General features: G+C 33.9%; 25 protein-coding genes and 4 pseudogenes. 10 read left to right on the top strand and 19 right to left on the bottom strand.

Annotated features, from left to right (window positions below):
• The first annotated feature begins 124 nt into the window (after positions 1-124).
• The 4 genes and pseudogenes from ltrA (at position 125) to SPD89_RS20205 (ending at position 2,987) form a co-directional block, all read left to right on the top strand.
• Positions 125-1,399 (top strand): annotated as a pseudogene (gene ltrA, locus SPD89_RS20220) (group II intron reverse transcriptase/maturase).
• Between the two features lie 109 nt (positions 1,400-1,508).
• Positions 1,509-1,724 carry a DUF3173 domain-containing protein gene (locus tag SPD89_RS20215; protein ID WP_336263749.1) on the top strand — a complete coding sequence of 72 codons (216 nt, stop codon included), beginning with the start codon at positions 1,509-1,511 and terminating at the stop codon, positions 1,722-1,724.
• Positions 1,711-1,986: a hypothetical protein gene (locus SPD89_RS20210; protein ID WP_336263745.1), complete on the top strand. Its 276-nt coding sequence runs from the start codon at positions 1,711-1,713 to the stop codon at positions 1,984-1,986. The genes SPD89_RS20215 and SPD89_RS20210 overlap by 14 nt, the downstream gene beginning before the upstream one ends.
• Positions 1,956-2,987, top strand: coding sequence for a tyrosine-type recombinase/integrase (locus SPD89_RS20205; protein WP_336263748.1), 1,032 nt, complete (start codon positions 1,956-1,958; stop codon positions 2,985-2,987). Before SPD89_RS20210 ends, SPD89_RS20205 begins: the two co-directional genes overlap by 31 nt.
• 92 nt (positions 2,988-3,079) lie before the next feature.
• Here the strand turns inward: SPD89_RS20205 and SPD89_RS20200 are convergent, their stop codons facing one another.
• The 4 genes and pseudogenes from SPD89_RS20200 to SPD89_RS20185 all read right to left on the bottom strand — a co-directional run bounded on the left by SPD89_RS20200 (position 3,080) and on the right by SPD89_RS20185 (position 5,700).
• Positions 3,080-4,270 (bottom strand): tyrosine-type recombinase/integrase, encoded by a 1,191-nt coding sequence (locus tag SPD89_RS20200; protein ID WP_336263744.1) that lies wholly within the window; start codon positions 4,268-4,270, stop codon positions 3,080-3,082.
• 26 nt (positions 4,271-4,296) lie between these two features.
• Positions 4,297-4,497 (bottom strand): DUF3173 domain-containing protein, encoded by a 201-nt coding sequence (locus tag SPD89_RS20195; RefSeq protein WP_336263743.1) that lies wholly within the window; start codon positions 4,495-4,497, stop codon positions 4,297-4,299.
• A gap of 554 nt (positions 4,498-5,051) precedes the next feature.
• Positions 5,052-5,282, bottom strand: coding sequence for a helix-turn-helix domain-containing protein (locus SPD89_RS20190; RefSeq protein ID WP_336263742.1), 231 nt, complete (start codon positions 5,280-5,282; stop codon positions 5,052-5,054).
• Positions 5,279-5,700: pseudogene (locus SPD89_RS20185) on the bottom strand (sigma-70 family RNA polymerase sigma factor). Before SPD89_RS20185 ends, SPD89_RS20190 begins: the two are co-directional and overlap by 4 nt.
• A gap of 590 nt (positions 5,701-6,290) precedes the next feature.
• Between SPD89_RS20185 and SPD89_RS20180 the strand changes: the two are divergent.
• Positions 6,291-6,643: pseudogene (locus SPD89_RS20180) on the top strand (helix-turn-helix domain-containing protein).
• Positions 6,644-6,867: 224 nt separating this feature from the next.
• On the opposite strand, the gene SPD89_RS20175 reads toward SPD89_RS20180, so the two are convergent.
• From SPD89_RS20175 to SPD89_RS20160, 4 genes are all read right to left on the bottom strand, one after another.
• Positions 6,868-7,161, bottom strand: a complete 294-nt coding sequence (locus SPD89_RS20175; RefSeq protein WP_336263741.1) for a hypothetical protein — start codon at positions 7,159-7,161, stop codon at positions 6,868-6,870.
• 271 nt (positions 7,162-7,432) lie between these two features.
• Complete coding sequence (locus tag SPD89_RS20170) at positions 7,433-8,092, bottom strand: NAD(P)-dependent oxidoreductase (protein ID WP_336263740.1); 660 nt, start codon at positions 8,090-8,092, stop codon at positions 7,433-7,435.
• A 27-nt stretch (positions 8,093-8,119) separates the two neighbouring features.
• Positions 8,120-8,512, bottom strand: a complete 393-nt coding sequence (locus SPD89_RS20165) for an MFS transporter (protein ID WP_336263739.1) — start codon at positions 8,510-8,512, stop codon at positions 8,120-8,122.
• Positions 8,513-8,521: 9 nt separating this feature from the next.
• Positions 8,522-9,307, bottom strand: a complete 786-nt coding sequence (locus SPD89_RS20160) for an MFS transporter (protein ID WP_336263738.1) — start codon at positions 9,305-9,307, stop codon at positions 8,522-8,524.
• A 334-nt stretch (positions 9,308-9,641) separates the two neighbouring features.
• Between SPD89_RS20160 and SPD89_RS20155 the strand changes: the two genes are divergently transcribed.
• A complete protein-coding gene (locus SPD89_RS20155; RefSeq protein ID WP_336263737.1) occupies positions 9,642-9,983 on the top strand; it encodes a MerR family transcriptional regulator in 342 nt (113 codons plus the stop codon).
• Between the two features lie 83 nt (positions 9,984-10,066).
• Positions 10,067-10,362, top strand: a pseudogene (locus SPD89_RS20150) (helix-turn-helix domain-containing protein).
• 73 nt (positions 10,363-10,435) lie between these two features.
• Here the strand turns inward: SPD89_RS20150 and SPD89_RS20145 are convergent.
• The gene (locus SPD89_RS20145; RefSeq protein ID WP_336263736.1) at positions 10,436-11,305 is read right to left on the bottom strand and encodes a LysR family transcriptional regulator; all 870 of its coding nucleotides are present in this window, start codon (positions 11,303-11,305) and stop codon (positions 10,436-10,438) included.
• A 103-nt stretch (positions 11,306-11,408) separates the two neighbouring features.
• Between SPD89_RS20145 and SPD89_RS20140 the strand changes: the two genes are divergently transcribed.
• Together SPD89_RS20140 and SPD89_RS20135 are read left to right on the top strand one after the other, a co-directional pair.
• Positions 11,409-11,918, top strand: a complete 510-nt coding sequence (locus SPD89_RS20140) for a peptide deformylase (protein ID WP_336263735.1) — start codon at positions 11,409-11,411, stop codon at positions 11,916-11,918.
• Positions 11,919-12,611 (top strand): aspartate/glutamate racemase family protein, encoded by a 693-nt coding sequence (locus SPD89_RS20135; RefSeq protein ID WP_336263734.1) that lies wholly within the window; start codon positions 11,919-11,921, stop codon positions 12,609-12,611. It begins immediately after the preceding gene.
• Between the two features lie 157 nt (positions 12,612-12,768).
• Here the strand turns inward: SPD89_RS20135 and SPD89_RS20130 are convergent, their stop codons facing one another.
• Positions 12,769-12,957, bottom strand: coding sequence for a conjugal transfer protein (locus tag SPD89_RS20130; RefSeq protein ID WP_336263733.1), 189 nt, complete (start codon positions 12,955-12,957; stop codon positions 12,769-12,771).
• A 43-nt stretch (positions 12,958-13,000) separates the two neighbouring features.
• The gene (locus tag SPD89_RS20125; RefSeq protein ID WP_336263747.1) at positions 13,001-13,141 is read right to left on the bottom strand and encodes a hypothetical protein; all 141 of its coding nucleotides are present in this window, start codon (positions 13,139-13,141) and stop codon (positions 13,001-13,003) included.
• Positions 13,142-13,176: 35 nt separating this feature from the next.
• On the opposite strand from SPD89_RS20125, the gene SPD89_RS20120 reads away from it, so the two are divergent.
• The gene (locus SPD89_RS20120) at positions 13,177-13,455 is read left to right on the top strand and encodes a hypothetical protein (protein WP_336263732.1); all 279 of its coding nucleotides are present in this window, start codon (positions 13,177-13,179) and stop codon (positions 13,453-13,455) included.
• A gap of 17 nt (positions 13,456-13,472) precedes the next feature.
• Here the strand turns inward: SPD89_RS20120 and SPD89_RS20115 are convergent, their stop codons facing one another.
• The 8 genes from SPD89_RS20115 to SPD89_RS20080 all read right to left on the bottom strand — a co-directional run bounded on the left by SPD89_RS20115 (position 13,473) and on the right by SPD89_RS20080 (position 19,079).
• A complete protein-coding gene (locus SPD89_RS20115) occupies positions 13,473-14,123 on the bottom strand; it encodes a conjugal transfer protein (protein WP_442961211.1) in 651 nt (216 codons plus the stop codon).
• Between the two features lie 331 nt (positions 14,124-14,454).
• On the bottom strand, positions 14,455-15,480 hold the full coding sequence (locus SPD89_RS20110) for a HAMP domain-containing sensor histidine kinase (RefSeq protein ID WP_336263731.1): 1,026 nt from the start codon (positions 15,478-15,480) through the stop codon (positions 14,455-14,457).
• Positions 15,470-16,162 carry a response regulator transcription factor gene (locus tag SPD89_RS20105; protein WP_336263730.1) on the bottom strand — a complete coding sequence of 231 codons (693 nt, stop codon included), beginning with the start codon at positions 16,160-16,162 and terminating at the stop codon, positions 15,470-15,472. The genes SPD89_RS20110 and SPD89_RS20105 overlap by 11 nt, the downstream gene beginning before the upstream one ends.
• A gap of 9 nt (positions 16,163-16,171) precedes the next feature.
• On the bottom strand, positions 16,172-16,885 hold the full coding sequence (locus SPD89_RS20100; RefSeq protein ID WP_336263729.1) for a hypothetical protein: 714 nt from the start codon (positions 16,883-16,885) through the stop codon (positions 16,172-16,174).
• 18 nt (positions 16,886-16,903) lie between these two features.
• Positions 16,904-17,683 carry an ABC transporter permease subunit gene (locus SPD89_RS20095; RefSeq protein WP_336263728.1) on the bottom strand — a complete coding sequence of 260 codons (780 nt, stop codon included), beginning with the start codon at positions 17,681-17,683 and terminating at the stop codon, positions 16,904-16,906.
• Positions 17,680-18,432, bottom strand: a complete 753-nt coding sequence (locus tag SPD89_RS20090) for an ABC transporter ATP-binding protein (protein WP_336263727.1) — start codon at positions 18,430-18,432, stop codon at positions 17,680-17,682. The genes SPD89_RS20095 and SPD89_RS20090 overlap by 4 nt, the downstream gene beginning before the upstream one ends.
• Before the next feature lie 195 nt (positions 18,433-18,627).
• Positions 18,628-18,789: an aspartyl-phosphate phosphatase Spo0E family protein gene (locus SPD89_RS20085; protein WP_336263726.1), complete on the bottom strand. Its 162-nt coding sequence runs from the start codon at positions 18,787-18,789 to the stop codon at positions 18,628-18,630.
• Positions 18,790-18,857: 68 nt separating this feature from the next.
• Positions 18,858-19,079, bottom strand: a complete 222-nt coding sequence (locus tag SPD89_RS20080; protein WP_336263725.1) for a hypothetical protein — start codon at positions 19,077-19,079, stop codon at positions 18,858-18,860.
• Positions 19,080-19,305 lie beyond the last annotated feature (226 nt).

Here is a 19,305-nt window from a genome sequence, read left to right as displayed (position 1 = left end):
CTACGCCATGATTGCACGAAAGATATACTTCAGAATGTGTTAATGAGGAAAGTATGAGCGTATCTCAGAGGATACTCAAAAGTGAAGTGTCTTTCGTCACATGAAAGGAAAGGAAGAAACGAGTGTGGAACTTTTAGAAGAAATCTTAGGAAATCAAAATATGAATGAAGCCTATAAGCGCGTGTATCGCAATAAAGGTGCAAGTGGAGTAGACGGAGTGACGGTGCAAGAACTGAAGGAATACCTAAGAGAACATAAGGATGAACTTCGAACCCAAATCCGACAAAGGAAATACAAGCCAACTCCAGCATTGCGAGTAGAAATTCCAAAAGAGAATGGAAAAATGCGTAAACTAGGCATTCCAACAGTCGTCGACAGAGTGATGCAACAAGCAATCAGTCAAAAACTCAGTCCAATTTTCGAGAAACAATTCAGTGAATACAGCTATGGTTTCCGACCAGGAAGAAGCTGTGAAATGGCAGTCATTCAAGCGCTAGAGTATTTAAATAACGGCTATGAATGGATAGTAGATATTGACCTAGAGCGATTCTTTGATACGGTCCATCACGACAAATTGATGAGAATCATCTCCCATACGATAAAAGATGGGGACGTCATTTCCCTTATAAGGAAATATCTTGTAAGTGGTGTGATGGTTAAGGGGAAATATGAAGACACACCAGTCGGAACACCACAAGGCGGCAATTTAAGTCCACTTCTGAGCAACATTATGTTGAACGAGTTGGATAAGGAATTGGAAGCAAGAGGACTGCGCTTCGTCAGATACGCAGATGACAGCCTTATTTTCGTCAAAAGCGAGAAAGCAGCGAATAGAGTGCTTATTTCCATTACAAAATTTATCGAGAAGAAATTAGGACTCATCGTAAATGTGGAAAAGAGTAGAATCTCCCGTCCTAGTAAAACAAAATTCCTAGGATTTGGCTTTTACTATGACGCCAATAAGAGGAAATTTCAACCGAGACCCCATGGCACATCGATTTAGAAATTCCAAAGGAAATTACGGCAGCTGACAAAACGGAATTGGAGTATCTCTTTAGATACAAGAATCGTTAAATTGAAACAAGTCATCTTCGGCTGGGTCAATTACTTTAAGATAGCCAACATGAAGAGCGTACTTGGAGCAATAGATTCAAAACTTCGCTCAAGATTGCGCGTAATCATCTGGAAACAATGGAAGAGCAACAAGAAGAGAATTAAATCTCTTGTCCAACTTGGAATACCTGAAGAGGAAGCGAAAGGCTTAACGTACTGTCGAAAAGGCTATCGCTTTATTGGACTATCGAAGGTAGTTCAAAGAGCGCTGTCTAACAAGCGCTTAAGGCAAAGGGGTATCCCCTTTGCCCAAGAGTATTATTTAAAAGTTCACACTGCGATATAAATTGAACCGCCGTATACGGAACCGTACGTACGGTGGTGTGAGAGGGGCGGAAAATTATTTAATTTTCCCCTCTACTCGATTGAAAAAATAAGGAGGAATTGTTTTGCTAATGAATAAAACCATTTCAAAAAAGGAATTGCAAGAAATGGGTTTCTTGCCATATCAAGCAGTAAATATTATTAGACAAGCAAAATATTACATGGTGGAACAAGGATATCCCTATTATAATAACAAAAGATTAGGACGGGTGCCTTGTCATGCTGTTGAAAATATCATAGGTGTGGACGTATCTCTTGAGGAAGGTGATACGAATGGCAAAGACTAAATATAAAGGAGTTTATACGGATAATAAAGGAAATTTCTTTTATAATATTGAACTTGGTGTAGAAAAGATTACGGGAGAAAGGATTCAGAAGAAATCTAGGAAAAACGCTAATGGTGAAAAATTTAAATCTGCAAGAGAAGCTAATAAGGAAGCGACTAGAATAAGAAATGAATATCTTAGCCAAAATGGCTATGCCAAATATCGCCTTACTTTTGGTGAGTTTATGGATTTATTTTTTTACCATACTATCAATCAAGCGTAGAAGAGGATACTTGGGCATCAAGAAAACATGCTTTTGAATTAATTAAAGAAAGGTTTTCTGATAAAAGGCTTAGAGAGATTGATGTCAGAGATTGTGAATCTTTTAGAACTTGGCTCTTGAATGAAACTGGATATTCTCAAAACTACTCTGCGTTGCTCTATGGAGGATTTCGACAAGCGCTTGAGTATGCTGTGAATTTGGAATTTTTAGATAAAAATATTTCAAAGAAAACAAAAGCAATTCAAAAAGCGAAAAGTGTTGTTGGCTTTTGGACGAAAGAGGAATTTGAAAAGGTTATCTCGATGATTTATACTCATAACTTTTATGAGCACATGTGCTTTGTTGCAATTTGGTTATATTATATGACAGGAGTAAGAGTAAGTGAAGGATTGGCACTCTATTGGAATGATGTTGATTTCGATAAAAAGAAGTTAAGGGTTCATCGCACTTTGCAAATGAAATCAAAAAAAGATTTTAAACGAAAGCCATATACTAAAACGGAAGATGGTATTCGCACAATATCGTTAGATGACGATACGTTAGCAATCTTGCAAAACTGGAAACAAGTACAATCAGAGCATGGAATAGATAATTTCATATTAAGCTATACAGGACTACCTGTTCATAGGTCTACAATCCATAGAATTGTACAACGATATGCCAAAATAGCAAAAGTTACTGTAATACAAGCAAAAGGATTGAGGCATTCTCATGTTAGTTATTTAATTAATGAGTTTAATGCTGATGTATTAGTAGTATCACGAAGATTAGGACATAGTTCACCGGAAATAACTTTGAAACATTATGCGCACTTATGGAGTAGAAATGATGAACCACTTGCTGAAAAAATGGCAGGGAATATTAAGTTCAATTTTTCTAAGGAAACTTATATGGATTTCAATGGAAATCAAGACATTAAGATGGAATTGGTTCCCTACCAAAACCCTGCCATAAGGGAAAGTAAACTGTCTGAAAGCAGTGATAGCAAGGGTTCTAGGTAGCCCATCTACAGTTGAGTGGGAGTAGTTGTAGTAGAGCTAGAAACCTTTGTGTATCAAGGGTTTTTGGCTCTTTTTAATTTTTCATTGCACTTTTATTGCACTTTTTGTTTTTGTTTTCTTAAATAGTCTTCAGTAAATTGATTCTTTGGTGAAGTATCATAGTTTTGTTTTGCTTCTTTAAAGGAAATAGCTCCATTTAATTTGTTAGCTACCTCAAAATTACTGTTAGGATAAAGATGTCCATATGTTCCTAAAGTAGTTTCAATATCTTCATGTCCTAAACGATCTTTAATGATGAGTGGGTTTTCTCCCATACTGATTAACAAGGAAGCATGAGAGTGACGTAAACCATGAATTCTGATTCGATGAATGTCAGCCAGCTTAGCATAGCGTTCAATAGCATATGCTAGCGTATGTTTTTGTGTAGGAATGCCGTTATAACTCATCATAAAGTCTGTCTGAATTAGGTTTTGTTGTACATCTTTCCATTCGGATAAATAATTTAATGTACATTCATCTAATACAATATGACGAACGCTCGCCTTTGTTTTTGGTTCAACAAATCTATAATCCGTTTGGTTCTTGTAATAGAGTGTTTTGTTGATGGTTAGTACCCCTGAATCAAAATCAATGTCTTCCCATTGAATGGCAGTGGCTTCACCAATTCGCATTCCTGTCATAAATAAAAACCATAGAGAGATAAATAAAAAGTGTTGATAGTAATCTTCTTTATAAATTAGGGAAATTACTTTTTCAAATTCTTCTTTTGTCCAAAATTCAATCTTAGACTTTTGCTTTTTCACATTGCCAATAATCTTAGATGGATTTGTGGTTGTAATCCCTAAGACAATCGCTCGATCCATAGCAACAGAAAATAATCCTTGAACAGCTCTCACATAAGAAGACTTGCACTTTTTTGATAATTTTAGTTGCCAATTTTGCACATCGATAGGCTCAATATCAGAAACAGCCATTTTGTCGAAGTAAGAAAAATGTTTTTTTATAGTTGGCAAACGATTTTCATATGTTCTGAGCTTTACTTGTGTCTTATACCATGGAAGAAAAATTTCAAAGATATAATGTTTAAAGGTCATTTTATCCTTGTTTTCGCTTAATTCTTCTGGTTTCATTAGCAGTAGCTTCGAGTATTCTTCTCTTGCTTCTTTCTTAGTAGTAAATCCACTACGATATTTTTGAATCTTTTTGCCTTTAGTATCATAACCTAGATTTGCACGAAAATAGTAAGTACCATTTTTCGCTTTTTTAATCGGGTCTTTAGCCATAGTTTTTACTCCTTACCGTGCAAAAACTAATCAGACCTGTTTTCATCTGAAAACTTGATTCCCAGAATTTCTTCTACAGCTTCACGAGGGACTCTATCTAGCTTTCTAGACTCGTAGTAGGAATGCCCCTTTGTAATCATTAATTCCTTTGCTCTTTTAATAATATCGGCTGAAAAAGAATTTCCGTATCCTAGCTCAATTAAGTCTTTTTTAGTGACTGTTATCATTGATACTCCTTTCCATTATAGGCTAGGAAAACTCCAATATTCGCCTATAATTATAACGCACTATTTAAAATAAATGAATTTTAAGTTGCATCTAGAGTAGATACTTTTATATGGTGGTATTGAACTACAACTTCTCCCAATCAAATGATGAATAAGCAATCGAACAGCTTTGGCTAAGCTCACGGGAATCTCACCCCTGCATGGTGCGCATGCAGCTATACCCATTGCCTGTGACGCTCTAAACGATCAGGCTGTGGCTGTACAGGAGTATCATTATCACGATAGAGAAGTCATGGCAGTGACTTGTCCAAAAGACACTTACGGTTCACTGAAAAGAATCGCTCGTTTTGTATTATCTACAAAGTCATGGCGTATCAGTCCGTTGGCTCAATCTCTACCGAAGCGTATTCGCTCGCTTTTATATTCAGTTGTCAAAGAACATTGGCTTATCAGCCTATCGAAATATACTGAAAACAGTATACTTTGATAGAATGATAAACTTCTAGTTAGGAAGCGTGTAACGCTCCAACACGCTTCCACGGTTGGCGAAATGATTATTTGATTTCAAAGGATAAAATTTTGGTGATCAATCGAGTTTGCATTCTACCTTGCAGCACTTCATCCACCATCATTAGTTGATTCCCATAATCATCTTTCACGGGGCGAAGGGAGCGTTTTGAGATATAACCTCTGTAATGTTTTACAATGTAATGAATTGCTTCTGTGTCACCATCTGTAGCATGTACAATAAGTGAAAAGGGAACCGTAGGGTATGTTGTTTTCATTCTGCATGCTCCTTCATAATTTTTTTAATAAAGGCTAGTCCACTGGTTCGGTGACGATAGACCGTAGAACGATTTACTTTCAACAACTCTGCGATTTCCGTATCGTTTATATCAATAAAGTAGTACAGCAAAATGATGTTCCGTTTTTTATTTGTCAGATTCCGTAATGCTTCACTTAACAAATCACTTTCCGCACCAATGTTAGAACCGTACAATGTGAAGATTTGCAAATCGGTGGCATAGTGATCGACAGTAGAGAATTGATTCACAAGAGAATCCCTGTATCAGAGAAGGAAACTTCTTGTTTTGAAATTCTCAATAGATGTTTGAGATAATCTTTGCGTTCATCTTCTATCGCACGCTTACAGATATAATCAAACTGGTTTTCTATGGTTGTTTGAAAAGAAGATGGCTTCATTTTTCTCACCCCCTTTCGTGTTATGAAAGGAAGTGAGCTATGCTCTTTTATCTCCCTTTGTACTAAGTCCCAACACAAAAGGGCTGTTTGTTGCATATTTGATAAAAATACTTTTAAAAAAGTTTTCGGCAAACAAAAAAACACATAAACAGATTGAGCAGTTTGTTTATGTGTTTCAAAAGTTCCTTTTATATGATTTGAAAAACCACATTTAAAAGCGTTTTTATCTAGGGTATAGAAATCCCCTTTTTTAACGAAGTATCAAAGGTAGAACAATATTGGATGACAATATATTGCATGGCGACTTACCTCCTGTAAGCCGCCACATTTTTAAAAATTAAATTTCACACACCATTCGTTACTTCATGAATAAAAGGGAAACGGCGGCTATGTAAACCGTCGTCTGGTAAAGAGAAAATCATTTTAACGCATGAAAAGGGTACTACCAGATAACGGTTTTTTTTATTACCGTCTGGCAGTATCTTTTATTGTATGAAACATATGACAGGAATTAAAAAACCATCTCGTACGTTTTTCTATACCTGTTTCTGTTTTAATAGGAACAGTAAGATGTATAGAGGTGGTTTATTATGCGTAAAAAAGAAGATAAATATGACTTTAGAGCATTTGGGCTTGCGATAAAAGAACTCGTATAAAACATGGTTTAACCCGTGAACAAGTGGGTGCATTGATAGAGATTGATCCACGGTATTTAACGAATATTGAGAATAAAGGGCAACACCCTAGTATACAGGTGCTGTATGACCTTGTATCGTTACTGAATGTATCTGTTGATGAGTATTTCCTACCAAATACTAATACAGTTAAAGGCACTAGACGTAGATGGATAGAAAAACAGATGGATCATTTTACTGAAAAAGAGCTAATATTGATTGAATCTTTGATAAGCGGTATCAATAAATTTATTGAAATAGAGAATTGATTGTTTCTCCATTTCAATAAATTTATTTCCTTCTCTTACCTAAATGATGACACCTGAACTTAGGTGTCTCTTATACGATAAAATACAATAGCCAATACAATATAGACTAGTATCCATAGTATTTAAATACCAGTACTTGCATTGATGTTAGGGCATTTATTTCATCAGGGTAGACGATATATACATATAACATCCCGCCGTGTCTGGAAAATAAATTATAACACTTAGCTGTCCCTTCGTACTAAAGAGAACCAATATGCTATTATACTCACTAATGCCCATACTAAAAGAGTTAAAAAAGCAATTCCTGGTGGAAGTTCAGTCACTTCATAAGCAGGGATCCCCAATAGGCTCATACTAGCTTGATCTGGAAGAAAACGGATTCCTTCGGGCCATTGAAGTACACCAGTTGCTACAACCATCGGTGAAGCAATTAAGATTGCTAAAGGCGCGATAGAGCTACGAAGAAGGCCAGAAAGCCCGAAGGCGACAATTCCAATTGACATACACCGGAGCAAACATCAAAGTTCCAAAAGAAGATAATGATGATGGTTCATTAGCTCCGGCAGTATAGAAGGTCACTCCGGATGCGTCGATGACCGCAAAGATTGTATTAACAACCGCTGTGATGACGAGCATAATAATCGATGCTGGGTTTGTAACAATTGAAATGAAGGAATAATTGTTTTTTCATTTCTACAAATTTATTTCCTTTCTTGTCTAGCTGTCAACAAAATAAGAGATGGGTCAGGAACATCAATGAATCGCTTAAGATTCAATGATGAAAATTTATTTGTCATTTCCAATCAGGTGGACACCATTCCATCTTTCTAACACTGCATCACATACCGCAGTGGCAAAATCTTCATAACTAATACTTTTCTTCAAAAACTCAATTTCATCATTTAAGGCTTTCCAACGTTTATAACCTCCAACACGTAATCCATCAGGAATATAGGCTGGTGGTGGAATTAAGTAAGACCATGATTCCGAGGCAGGTAATGTTTCCAAATAATCACGTAATCGGGTATGTGCTTTTCCCCTAGGTAATGTGCGTTCTGGAAAAGCAACGTCTTGCCAAAATCGCTTGCCATTATGGATTTTTAGACTTCCAGCTCCTCCCACCGTAATCGTTAGTAGATTTTCCCTTCCAGAAACAGCTTTTTGAATACGTTTGTCAAGATCAACCAAAGTTGTTTCAGGAATCTCTCCACGCATTCGAATGGCATTCACAATAACATCAGCCTTCTCAGTGGCACGATGCAAACTAGAGATATTATTTATATCCACAAGTCTTGTCTGAATAGGGTATTTCGTTTTTGGCAGTCTTGAAATATCACTTGCCTCGCGTAATGCTGCAAAAACTTGGATATGCTCATTTTCTGATAATTGTTGTAAGACAGAAGCACCTGTACGTCCAGTTGCCCCTAAAATAAGTACGTTTGTCATTAAAGTTCCACCCCTTAAATAGAATTTTTATGATTGATCATTTTTTATATAAAACGAAATAATCAAGCTAATACCAAGCAACATAGCCAGGCATAGAAAAGCCATTCCGTAATTTACGATCTTTAATAAAAATACAGCGATTATCGGACCAAGACTCGTACCGATAAATAAAATAAAAGTATAAAGGGAAACGGCTGCTCCATGATTTTTTCCACCAAGCTGACCTACCAAAGAGATAAGTGTTGGAACAGTCAATGCAATTCCAGCCACAAAGACGACACTCATTAAAACTAAGAATACTAAATTAGAACTGATTCCAATGATTAAAGAACCTAGCACCGCAATAATAAGTGCCCCCCGTAAAAAGTTCATTAAGCCAAATTGATTGGACAACTTTCCTGCAAATGGAGCAAATAGCATTCCAATAATTCAAATTATACGAACATAAAGAATCCCGTTCGAACTCATAGCAAATTCCTCTGTCAAATATTCACCGAGAATAGTATAAAAAGCTACGAAAGTGAGTAGTAAGGTAATAGCGATGCTATATACCTGGATCAAGCTTTTATCGGTTAATAAACGGTAAAACTGACTGAACATGAACTTCAGGTTACTCTTTGTTTGCCTAATAGATATTTTTGGAAGTAGGGTAAGAACCAATATAGCGGTTATGAAATAAATCCCGCCAAAGTAATAAAAAACACTTTGCCAATTAAATTGTTGACTAATATAACTGCTGAATATTTGACCAACGATGGCAGAGATTAAAAAACTGGAGCTGATAAACCCAATGGCTGTCACTCTTTTTGTAGAAGGAAATTTATCCACTACATAAGCAATGGCAACTGGTGCAAAGGTTGCCGCAGCAAATCCTTGAAAAGAACGCCAGACAATGACCCAAGGCAAAGAGTTTAAAATAGGCAGTATAAAAGTCACCACTGTCAGCAATAACAAACCAATTAAAATGACTTGTTTTCTACCATAACGGTCAGAAAGAGGGCCAGTAAATAAACTTCCGATTGCATAGCACAGAGAGAAAGCACTTCCTGTCCAAGCCACATTTGTCATGCTAGTGTGAAAATATTCACTAAATATCGACATTAATGGAATGGTTAAATAATTACTTGCTACGACTACTAACCCACACCAAAACAAAACAGCAGTTAATAAGGAATATTTCGGCTGTGAATTAATGTTTTCCTTACTAAAATCCATAACTAATCTCCTTTACGAAACTTATTTTCCTTATTTGTAATAGATTTATATCAATTGTAGTTTATTTACAATTATAAGTCAAGAGATAATTTGTAGATTGGCTACTTTTATTGTAAAATGGTTACAAGAATGAATTTGTTTAAAATACAACTTTAAAATAGTGGGCGTTTTTATTCTGGACTCACTGTTTGAGACTACGTTTACTCACTACAAAGAAAAAATATTTGCATAGTGATACAGCTTGCAAGTGAAAAAGGTTGCTGTTTTCGTCAACGATATATAGTGCTTGCCTGAATTTAAAAAAATTTTTTAAGTGAAGTTAGGAGAATGAGAAATGAACGAAGATGCACAAAAATTGAATGCCTTGTTGGACTTTGATTTATTGAAAAAGTTGGTAGTTGGAATCGGAGAAGTATCCGAAATCACTGGCATACCAACGCGTAAAATTCGTTATTGGGAAGAAAAAGGAGCTATTCAATCTGAAACCAATATAGAAGGTTCTACACGTAGATATAATTATTTAAATGTAAAAAAAATGCTTCTAATTCAAGAAATGATTGACGAAGGTTTTACATTGGATGCAGCAATTAAAAAGGTAGAAAAACGGATGGTTACTTTAAATGATGCATTTCGTAGATTGGCAGATACGGTACCAGATACAGAAGATAAGGAATAAACGATAATAGATATAAAAACAAAAGCTCTGTCCTTTTATTTGACAGAGCTAAAATGTTTTCCGTTCAAAAAAATTATTTTTTTATGCGTAAAAAAGAGGACAAATATGACTTTAGAGCATTTGGGATTGCGATAAAAGAAGCTCGTACAAAACAAGGTTTAACCCGTGAACAGGTGGTGCTTAGATAGAGATTGACCCACGCTATTTAACGAATATCGAGAATAAGGGACAACACCCAAGCATACAGGTGCTTTATGACCTCTTATCGTTATTAAATGTATCTGTTGATGAGTTTTTCTTACCTGATATGAACACAGTTAAAAGTTCAAGACGTAGATGGATAGAAAAACAGATGGACAATTTTACAGACAAAATGTAAAATATACCATCTAATTCACGTTGATGAATAAACAGAAATATTTATTATATATCAAAAAATTCAACATTTATCATTATCTACTATTTTGAAATATATCAATTGTTGCTTTCATAGCATTTTCATTTCTTCTACTTTTCTTAAATATCAAGTATATTGATTGAGATGGTACTGGAAATTCACTTTCAAACTGCACAGGTTCTAAATAATCAGCATAATTGGACTGATTGACTTCCACATCAGAAAGAAAACCAATCCCCTTTAAATCAACAATAAAACGAATAGCTAAATCACTATGCCCAACTTCCACCTTTGGTTTAATGCCTTGCTTATTCTCATTTTCTATCCACGAATGAAATGTATGCCCCCAATTTAAATAGATCCAAGGATAATTAGATAAGTCTTGAAATGCTACTGGTTTCTCATTATTTAAATCCTTATGCCTATATAATTGAAATGTATCATTTTGAATCAATACTGAAGATAATTCTTTACTCATAGGTTTGTTATAAACAATCCCAAAGTCTGTTGACCCGTCTAAAATATGTTGAAGTACAAATTCAGTATGGTCTGTTCTTAAATGTATATGGTCTGGTTGATAAACTTGGTACAATTTCTTAACTAACTCTGTATTCATCTTTCTCCATAAGGAATAAGCCGCAGAAATTGAAATTTGTAATGACTGCTCTATTGTTTCTTCTGCCACTTTTTTCGACTGCTCCCATAAGCCCATCTGTCGTTTTAGTAAAGGAAGAAGTTTGTATCCGATTTCAGTTAATTGAATATTTCCCTTATGTCTGATTAATAACTTCTGCCCATAGAACCGCTCGACTTGCTGGATTCTTGAAGTTACTGTGGATTGTGTCACATGAAGTACTTCTGCGGTTTTCGTAAAGTTCTTTAATTCAGTAACTGTTAAGAAAGTCTTTAACTGTTCAAAATCCAAAAAATCACCTTCTATTGAAAAATTCGATATTAACTATCTGATTATTCGTTTTGTCTATTATATTACTTTTGCTTTATAATATAAAACAAAAGGAGGTAAAAAAATGGCGGTTAAAGAAATTCTGTTGTTAGGTGACCCAAAGTTACATGACTCAAGTATTCCAGTTGAGGAAAATGAGATAGAAATGTTAATGCCAGTTGTCCAAGATCTTCACGATACACTCATGGACTTCAAGTCAAAATATGGTGCAGGACGTGCCATCGCAGCACCACAAATAGGCGTATTTAAAAGAATGATTTATATGTATATTGATGAACCCTTTATATTTATCAATCCTGAATTAGTGATTATTGATCACGATAAAATGGAGGTATGGGATGATTGCATGAGCTTTCCAGATCTTCTTGTGAAAGTACAACGCTATAAAGCATGCACTATTCATTATCGTGATACTGATTGGGAGAAAAAGAGTATGTATCTCACTGATGATCTATCAGAACTGCTTCAACATGAATATGATCATTTGGACGGTATTCTTGCGACTTCAAGAGCTGTGGATGCTCATTCATTTGCCTTACGTTCTCAAAAAAATAAAATACAAGGGGGAAAATAAGTGAAGAAAACAATAGGTATTATTGGGGGTATCAGTGCTGCTTCAACGTTACAGTATTATAAAAAACTCACTGCCTTATACTATGAAAGATACCAAGATTATTATTATCCCGAGATTCTTATTCATAGTCTGGATTTTCAATATTTCACAGACTTAGAAAATGAAAAACGAACTCAGGAATATATAGATTATATCAGTATAAAAGTTAGAGGATTAGAGCGGGCAGGTGCGAAAGTGATTATCATGGCTGCGAATTCTCCACATTCTGTATTTAAAGAAATAGAATCTAGATCAAACGTTCCTATGATTAGCATTGTAGATTCAACAGCTTTAAAATCTAAAGAGAAACACTATAAAAAACTACTTTTAACAGGTATCAAATACACAATGCAGTCTAGCTTTTATCATGAAACATTTAAGCAGTATGGAATGAAAGTCATTACTCCGACTGAAGATCATCAAGATGAGATTAACTCAATGATTTTTGATGAATTGGTAATACAACATTTTTACAAAAATACCAAAGATCGTTTCAATGAAATCATCAATAGTTACAATGTAGATGCTATTATCTTAGGTTGTACGGAATTACCTTTGTTATTATCAAATGATGATAGCAGAATACCACTTTTAGACACTATTTCAATACATGTTGAAAAGACACTTGACTATGCTTTAACTAAATTTTATTAAAAAGTTAGAAAAACTGTTCTCTATATAGCTAACTGAATAAATTCACTATTAACTTTTTTTCATTACAAAGATGTAAGTGAACTGCTTCGAATGTTGAAAAAAGCCTAATATTTAAGCATAGAAATTAGACTTTTTCGTTACTCTTATAGAATTTTTTCTATTCAACAATCATCCAATTTGTATTTTTTTCTAAAATCAATTCATATTGTGAAAGTTGCGTAGCTTTTGTTGTCTCATCCAAATACTTTACAGTAACCCACACTTTAACTTGGTTGTCTTGTTCTTGAAACACAGGATTTAAAGAGTTCAGAAAACGTATAATCCTTTTCAATGGGTGGTAAAGCATTGTTTTTCACATAATAAGCAAGTTCTTGATCTGTCGCTGTTGGTTAAGAGGAAAAGAACGTCTCTAAAAAAAACTCGGTGGCTTCTTCTACAGTATCTGATTCCGCCGTTCCATTGCTTTCCACTTGTTCAAGCGTAAAATTAGATTTTTGGGGTTGGCTCCATAGTGTTGGATTTTGAGTAATAACTAGATTTCCTTGCTCAAAAAGCTGAATTCACCTTGAAAATGATTAGAGAATATGCCAATCTCTATCACCCTAAAGATTTGAATCCAGATGTTTTAAAGTTATTAAAACAGCAGCAAACTGTACTTGAAGATAGTCAAAAGAAACTAGCACAGCAACAAAAAGAATTACAAGATAAAATTGCTTTTTTAGAGAATTCCAATCATCATCTAGAGCTGTCAAAAAATGAATCGTTTCAACTTAGAATAGAAATGATATTAAAAAAAAGGTTTGTCTATAAAATTAGTTTACAGCACGTATTCTATGTCAGATAGAATACGTGCTGTATAGTTTAATCAGCAATCATCCAGTTATTATCTTTCTCCAATGTGAGTTCATATTGTGAAAGCTGTGTTGCTTTTGTAGATTCATTTAAATATCTCACAGTGATCCACACCTTAATTTGATTCTCTTTTTCTCGAAAGACTGGATTAATCAATTCAGAAAAGATGTAGTTCTTTTCAATGGTTGGTAAAGCATTGTTTTTCACATAATAAGCAAGTTCTTTATCAGTCGCAGTCGGATTAAACGCAAAAAAAGTCTCTAAAAAATCTGTCACTTCTTGCACAGTATCGGAATCGACCGTACCATTACTTTCAGGTAGTTGTGGCTCATAATCTGATTTATTCGGTATGCTCCATAAAGTAGGGTTTTGTGTAATTACTAAGTTTCCTACATTATCTTGGTGAAGCAAGATTCGATAAGTGGACCGGACCCATTGGCTATTTTTATCTTCCTTAATTTTTTGATCTAACGAATAAATAACTGCATAGGTATCATCATTTTCTGGTGACACTGACCAGATATCAATATTACTCACACTAGAACTAGTAGGAATATCTGCTCTCACGGTATCAGCATTTAAGGCTTGTAAATTCTCTGTCAAGTAGTCATTGATCTTTTCCGTATGATAAAGCTTTGATAAAGTATATTTAAGAAAAATAGATAAAAAAAGAAATTGAGATTTAACAAAACTATGAATAAATTTTTTCCAACAATTCTTGACAATTAAAGCATAGGGAATGAAAGGTTATAAAAACTACTTTCTAACATAAACAACCCAACTGATTAGAAAACAGTTGGGGATGGAAAAGGCTATTTTAATTAAATATATATTGAATTAATTTCATAATCATTCAATAACACTTTAAGACCTAGCTTCACAAGTTATAAATTCAATTCTGATAACTACATAAAAGTTGGCTTTTGACAAGTGCTTACGGAAAATCCTTAGCTTTTATACTCCTTCTATCTTTCTTATCCGCTAAGTAAAATTAATGACTCAAAGGAATAGAGACTGTAAAAGTAATGACATCTTTTTGAAGCGTGGCTTCAAGATGTCCTTTCATAGCAGTAATCAATGTCTTAGCAATAAACAACCCCAAACCTAGATGACCTTCTGCATTGTGTTTGTTATTGGTATAAAACCGTTGAAAGATTTGTTCTAAGAAGCCATCATTTATTTCTGCACCATCGTTTCTAATGGTAATGACAAAAAGATCGCCTTGAATATTAACTGATAACTCTAATAACCCTTTTGCATAGCGATAAGAATTGTCTAAGATGTTCTGTATAGCACGTTCAAATTGATGGGTATCTACAGTCATATAATTACGACGGAACGAAGAGTTATCCAAAAATGTTTCGATTTTTATTCCTTTTGCAAGACAATCTATAGAAACTGCACGTAGAAAACTTTGTGCCCATTCATGGCAATCAACTCGCTCTATATGAATAGGAACGGAATCGCTTGTCTGATAGCTTAAACTCAATTGCTGCGACAACTCATTCAATAGCTGGATCTTACTTTGAATCACGCGGAAATATTCTTCTTCATCAGATTTTGTTTGGGCAACTCCATCTTGCAAAGCTTCAATATAAGCCGAAATCGAAGCAATTGGGGTCTTTAAATCATGAGAAATGCTGTCAATAAATTGTTTGCGATCCACTTCAAATTGTTGGTGTTCAAGTTGCTGTGCGTATAACTCATCTCTCATACTATCAAATGCGTAGATAAGTTTACCGATTTCATCTTTTCTATCATAACGAATGGGATTCGCCAAATTTCCTTTTGAGATTCTTCCCGTTTCCTTTACTAATATAGAAACAGGTGCTAGGACACGTCTTTTTATATATCGTATGGTTAGATAAAGTAATATACTTATAAGAAAAATTACAAAAAGGAAAAAAATCAGCTGATGTTTTTCTTTAATTTGAGCAACAAATAATAAAGTAATGAGCGGAAGGATACACCAACCAAGAAATAAGAGAATGAGCCCTTTAATCACGCTATTTTTCATTTACTTCACCGTCAAATCGATAACCAATACCTCTTATTGTAGTAATTAAATGTGTGATCGCTAATTTTTCTCTCAGTTTTTGAATGTGAATCACAACAGTATTTATATCTCCAAATTCGTTTATTCCCCAAACTTGTTCATAAATTTTCTCTTTACTAAGAACGTGATGAGCATTTTTGATTAGAAAAGCTAATACATCAAATTCTTTTAAAGTTAAATGTACGACATCTTCATTTCTTGTAACAATTCTCGAAGCCAAATCAATCACAACATGATCGAAATACAGAATAGAGTGTTCTAATGGTGTCTTTTGAAAATCAATTCTTCTAAATAAAGATTCAACTCTTACTACTAACTCTTTTACTGAGAATGGTTTTGTTACATAATCATCCGCACCTAGTTTTAAGCCAATAATTCGGTCGACCTCAGTTTCTTTTGCACTGATAATAATGACGGGCAATACAGACGTATCTCTAATTTCTTTTAATATTTCCAGACCATCTAGACCTGGTAGCATTAAATCTAGTAAAATCATATCTGGTTGATATTGTTTAACGACATGTAGGGCTTGATCTCCTTGCTGGCAAATCATTACATTATATTTTTCCCTGGATAAATAGTTTTCAACCATTTTTGCTAAATCTATATCATCTTCAATGATTAGTATTTTTTTCTGTTTCATTGGTACCTCCTAAGTAAACAGGTCTTGTTTATTAAACACCTTTATTGTACCAACAAATAACAAAAAAGCGAAAATGAGATAACTGCCAATCGAAATGATCCCAGTTAATAAATTAGATAAAATAAGATTTTGTAAAGTAATGACATACATGGTTGGGAAATGAAAAGAGACAGTAGGGTCTAGACCTTCTATTAACATTTGTAAAAGTACAAGCCCTAGTGCCACACCGATAGTAACAGTTTCTCTTCCAGAAAGGGTCATTACAAAAGACAATAATGATGAAAATAAGAAAAGAGAAAGAACTGCTCCAAAGAAAAAATAGAAAAAGTTAAAAAAGGTGAATTCTATCCCTGATACAACTGAACTAATCACTAACCAACTCGTTCCTAAGTTTACAAATAAAATAAATACACCCAATAGGGTAGCAATGGTCATTTTTGATAAAAAATAATAATTACGTTTTGAAGACCTAGGAATAATATTTTTTAATGTTTGTGAATGATAATCAGTCGAAAGCATATCCGCTATTAAATAAGCACAGAGTATCCAATATAATTGTCTAAAGTTACCAAAAACTTGTATAAGAATATCTTCTCCTACCGTTGAATTCATGGCAGTATAAATTGTTAAGGCTACTGTAAATAAAATGGTGAATAACAGGACTAGTCGATACTTCCGATTATAGATGACATAAAAAAAGTCATGTTTTAATTGTTGAATCATATACATTCATTCCCCTCACTATACATATAAATCTTGTTTTTTAAATAGATAATATCCAGATATTCCAATGACTAAAAGATAAATAACGAGTACGCTAAAGCTGGTGATATTATAGAAAATAGGTTTTTCAAATAGATCAATGTGTAAAAATAATAAGTGTTGAAAAATAACATATTGTTTTATTTGCGGATAGATGACAGCATATTGTCCGATTAAAGTGGACATTCCCATGATCATAGCCAATGTAGAAATCCGATGAATAAACTGCGAAAGCCATAAAGCGATTAAACCAAAAATAAAATAAGCAAACGCAAAGGCTAATCCTGATAGAAGGGTGATTCCTATACCATTCCAGCCACTCGTGACCACCGAATAGAAAACAAACTTATCTCCCCATCCAAAGAAAAGGATGCCAACGACATAACCAATGACAATCATGATGGCTGTCAAAAGGAGAGAAAATAAAAAGATGGATAAGATCCTTGTGATGTAATATTGAAGTCTGGAAACAGAGCGTAGTAAAACAAATTTGATGGTACCGTTATTTCGCTCCTGTATTAAAACTTCACCTACATAAATTGCAATAAATACTGCCGTAAATGTAATACTTGATTGAAGCATTTCTACAGAAAACGATTGCCCATAACCAGTAATTACAGCAGATTCAGCACCATAAATATTAAAAATTACACCAGTAAGAACATACATTGCAATAAAAATAAGCGTATAAACAATTAACATTTTGGAAGTCAGGGTACGCTTGAACTCGAATAAGGTAAGTGTCAGTATGTTCTTCATTCAGTCATACGCTCCTTTATACATGCGAAAAATAAATCTTCTAAATTTGTGACTTGATAGGTTTCTAATAATGTTGATACATCTCCTTTTTCGACAATTTTTCCATCTTGAATAAAGGCTGCTTTATCACATAAGTCTTGCATTTCTCGTAACATATGGCTTGAGATGAGAAACGTAATATTTTCTTTTTTTGCTAAATGTTTAATTAATGTTTTCATCTCCCGAAGACCCAATGGATCAACGCCATTCGTTGGCTCATCTAAGATAATTAAGCTAGGAGAACACAACAATGCATTTGCAATTCCTAGTCGCTGCTTCATGCCCAAAGAAAATGTTTTCACCTTTTTATCCTTTACGTCTTTTAGATCAACGATTGATAAGACTTCATTGATTCTAGCATTCGTCACTTTGTTAGCTGCTAATTTTGCGCTTAATATTAAATTTTGTCTGGCGCTAAGATGAAGATAGAAAGTAGGATTTTCTATAATACTGCCGACTTCGGAAAGTGCTAAAATGGAATCTGTTTGAATAGAATGCCCATTAATAAAAATATCGCCGGAATTAGGGAAAATCAAACGAGTAATCATTCTTAATGTTGTCGTCTTGCCTGCACCATTTGGCCCGAGAAATCCGTAAATATCTCCTTTTTGAATGGAAAAATTGATATTATTGATAATCGTTTGTCCACCAATTTGTTTGTTCAAATTTTTAATTTCTAATATTGATTTTTCGTTATTTACTTGCTTCATTTGCTCATCTCCTTTTAGATAAACTAATTGTAGCAATGTAAAATAAGCTGAGAATATGGTTATAATAAAGTTTTGATAAAATATAATATAACTAAAGAAAATAGATGAAGTGCTAATTTTATAATTACCTTCAATACCAATAACGGATGTATTTTTTCATTTATGAGAGTATTTTTTAAAGAAGTTTGTGTAATGCTATTTGCGTTGGGTTAGTTTCATATATTTATTAATTAGCCCATCTAATTTTTGACTAGCCTGAATCGTCGAGACATGATTCAAACCTTTTTCATATCCAATCTGAATTAGCTTTCTTTTTAAGAATATAATTTCTTCTTGTAATTCCTTCCTTGACTTCAATTTTTTAAACTCCTATTCCTAAGTTTTGTACTACACAAGTAATTTTAAATTATAGATTCGAGCTATATTTATTCTAATATACGATTAATTTCCAGCATGATAGCTTCATGTTCGAGCTCAAGGAGATTAATAATTTTAATCAAATCAGGAATAGCGCGGTCTATTGTGTACACATTGTCCGCCATCAAACTATAGGTGACTCTGACTAGTCTTTCTTCTATTTCTGAGAAATACAATTTTTGATTCAATACATGCTTTAATAAACGTTCTTTTTCGTTATATTTAATCATATAATCCTTCCTTTTATTTGTTAGAAAGAAAATAAGCGGTGTGTCTTATCATGCATATTTAGAGATAACTCAATATAAAAATGATTTTATAATTGTCACCCTAAAGAAATTCATTATTTTTCATTTTACTTCACACAGCTAGATGAATATTTTTTCTCTCTTTTGTAGGCTGACTTTCCATTATAACACGCGATATAATTAAATAAATCTTTTCAAAGAATTAAGA

The organism is Pseudogracilibacillus sp. SO30301A, from assembly GCF_037072025.1.
In the GTDB taxonomy this organism is placed as follows: Bacteria; Bacillota; Bacilli; order Bacillales; family Amphibacillaceae; genus Pseudogracilibacillus.
This window is presented reverse-complemented; position numbering and strand designations above follow the sequence as displayed.

Coding starts and splice junctions, on each gene's coding strand:
- SPD89_RS20215 (WP_336263749.1), top strand. CDS start 1,509: ATGAATAAAACCATTTCAAAAAAGGAATTGCAAGAAATGGGTTTCTTG.
- SPD89_RS20210 (WP_336263745.1), top strand. CDS start 1,711: ATGGCAAAGACTAAATATAAAGGAGTTTATACGGATAATAAAGGAAAT.
- SPD89_RS20200 (WP_336263744.1), bottom strand. CDS start 4,270: ATGGCTAAAGACCCGATTAAAAAAGCGAAAAATGGTACTTACTATTTT.
- SPD89_RS20195 (WP_336263743.1), bottom strand. CDS start 4,497: ATGATAACAGTCACTAAAAAAGACTTAATTGAGCTAGGATACGGAAAT.
- SPD89_RS20190 (WP_336263742.1), bottom strand. CDS start 5,282: ATGAAAACAACATACCCTACGGTTCCCTTTTCACTTATTGTACATGCT.
- SPD89_RS20170 (WP_336263740.1), bottom strand. CDS start 8,092: ATGACAAACGTACTTATTTTAGGGGCAACTGGACGTACAGGTGCTTCT.
- SPD89_RS20165 (WP_336263739.1), bottom strand. CDS start 8,512: ATGCTATTTGCTCCATTTGCAGGAAAGTTGTCCAATCAATTTGGCTTA.
- SPD89_RS20160 (WP_336263738.1), bottom strand. CDS start 9,307: ATGGATTTTAGTAAGGAAAACATTAATTCACAGCCGAAATATTCCTTA.
- SPD89_RS20155 (WP_336263737.1), top strand. CDS start 9,642: ATGAACGAAGATGCACAAAAATTGAATGCCTTGTTGGACTTTGATTTA.
- SPD89_RS20140 (WP_336263735.1), top strand. CDS start 11,409: ATGGCGGTTAAAGAAATTCTGTTGTTAGGTGACCCAAAGTTACATGAC.
- SPD89_RS20130 (WP_336263733.1), bottom strand. CDS start 12,957: ATGCTTTACCACCCATTGAAAAGGATTATACGTTTTCTGAACTCTTTA.
- SPD89_RS20110 (WP_336263731.1), bottom strand. CDS start 15,480: ATGAAAAATAGCGTGATTAAAGGGCTCATTCTCTTATTTCTTGGTTGG.
- SPD89_RS20105 (WP_336263730.1), bottom strand. CDS start 16,162: ATGAAACAGAAAAAAATACTAATCATTGAAGATGATATAGATTTAGCA.
- SPD89_RS20100 (WP_336263729.1), bottom strand. CDS start 16,885: ATGATTCAACAATTAAAACATGACTTTTTTTATGTCATCTATAATCGG.
- SPD89_RS20095 (WP_336263728.1), bottom strand. CDS start 17,683: ATGAAGAACATACTGACACTTACCTTATTCGAGTTCAAGCGTACCCTG.
- SPD89_RS20090 (WP_336263727.1), bottom strand. CDS start 18,432: ATGAAGCAAGTAAATAACGAAAAATCAATATTAGAAATTAAAAATTTG.
- SPD89_RS20080 (WP_336263725.1), bottom strand. CDS start 19,079: ATGATTAAATATAACGAAAAAGAACGTTTATTAAAGCATGTATTGAAT.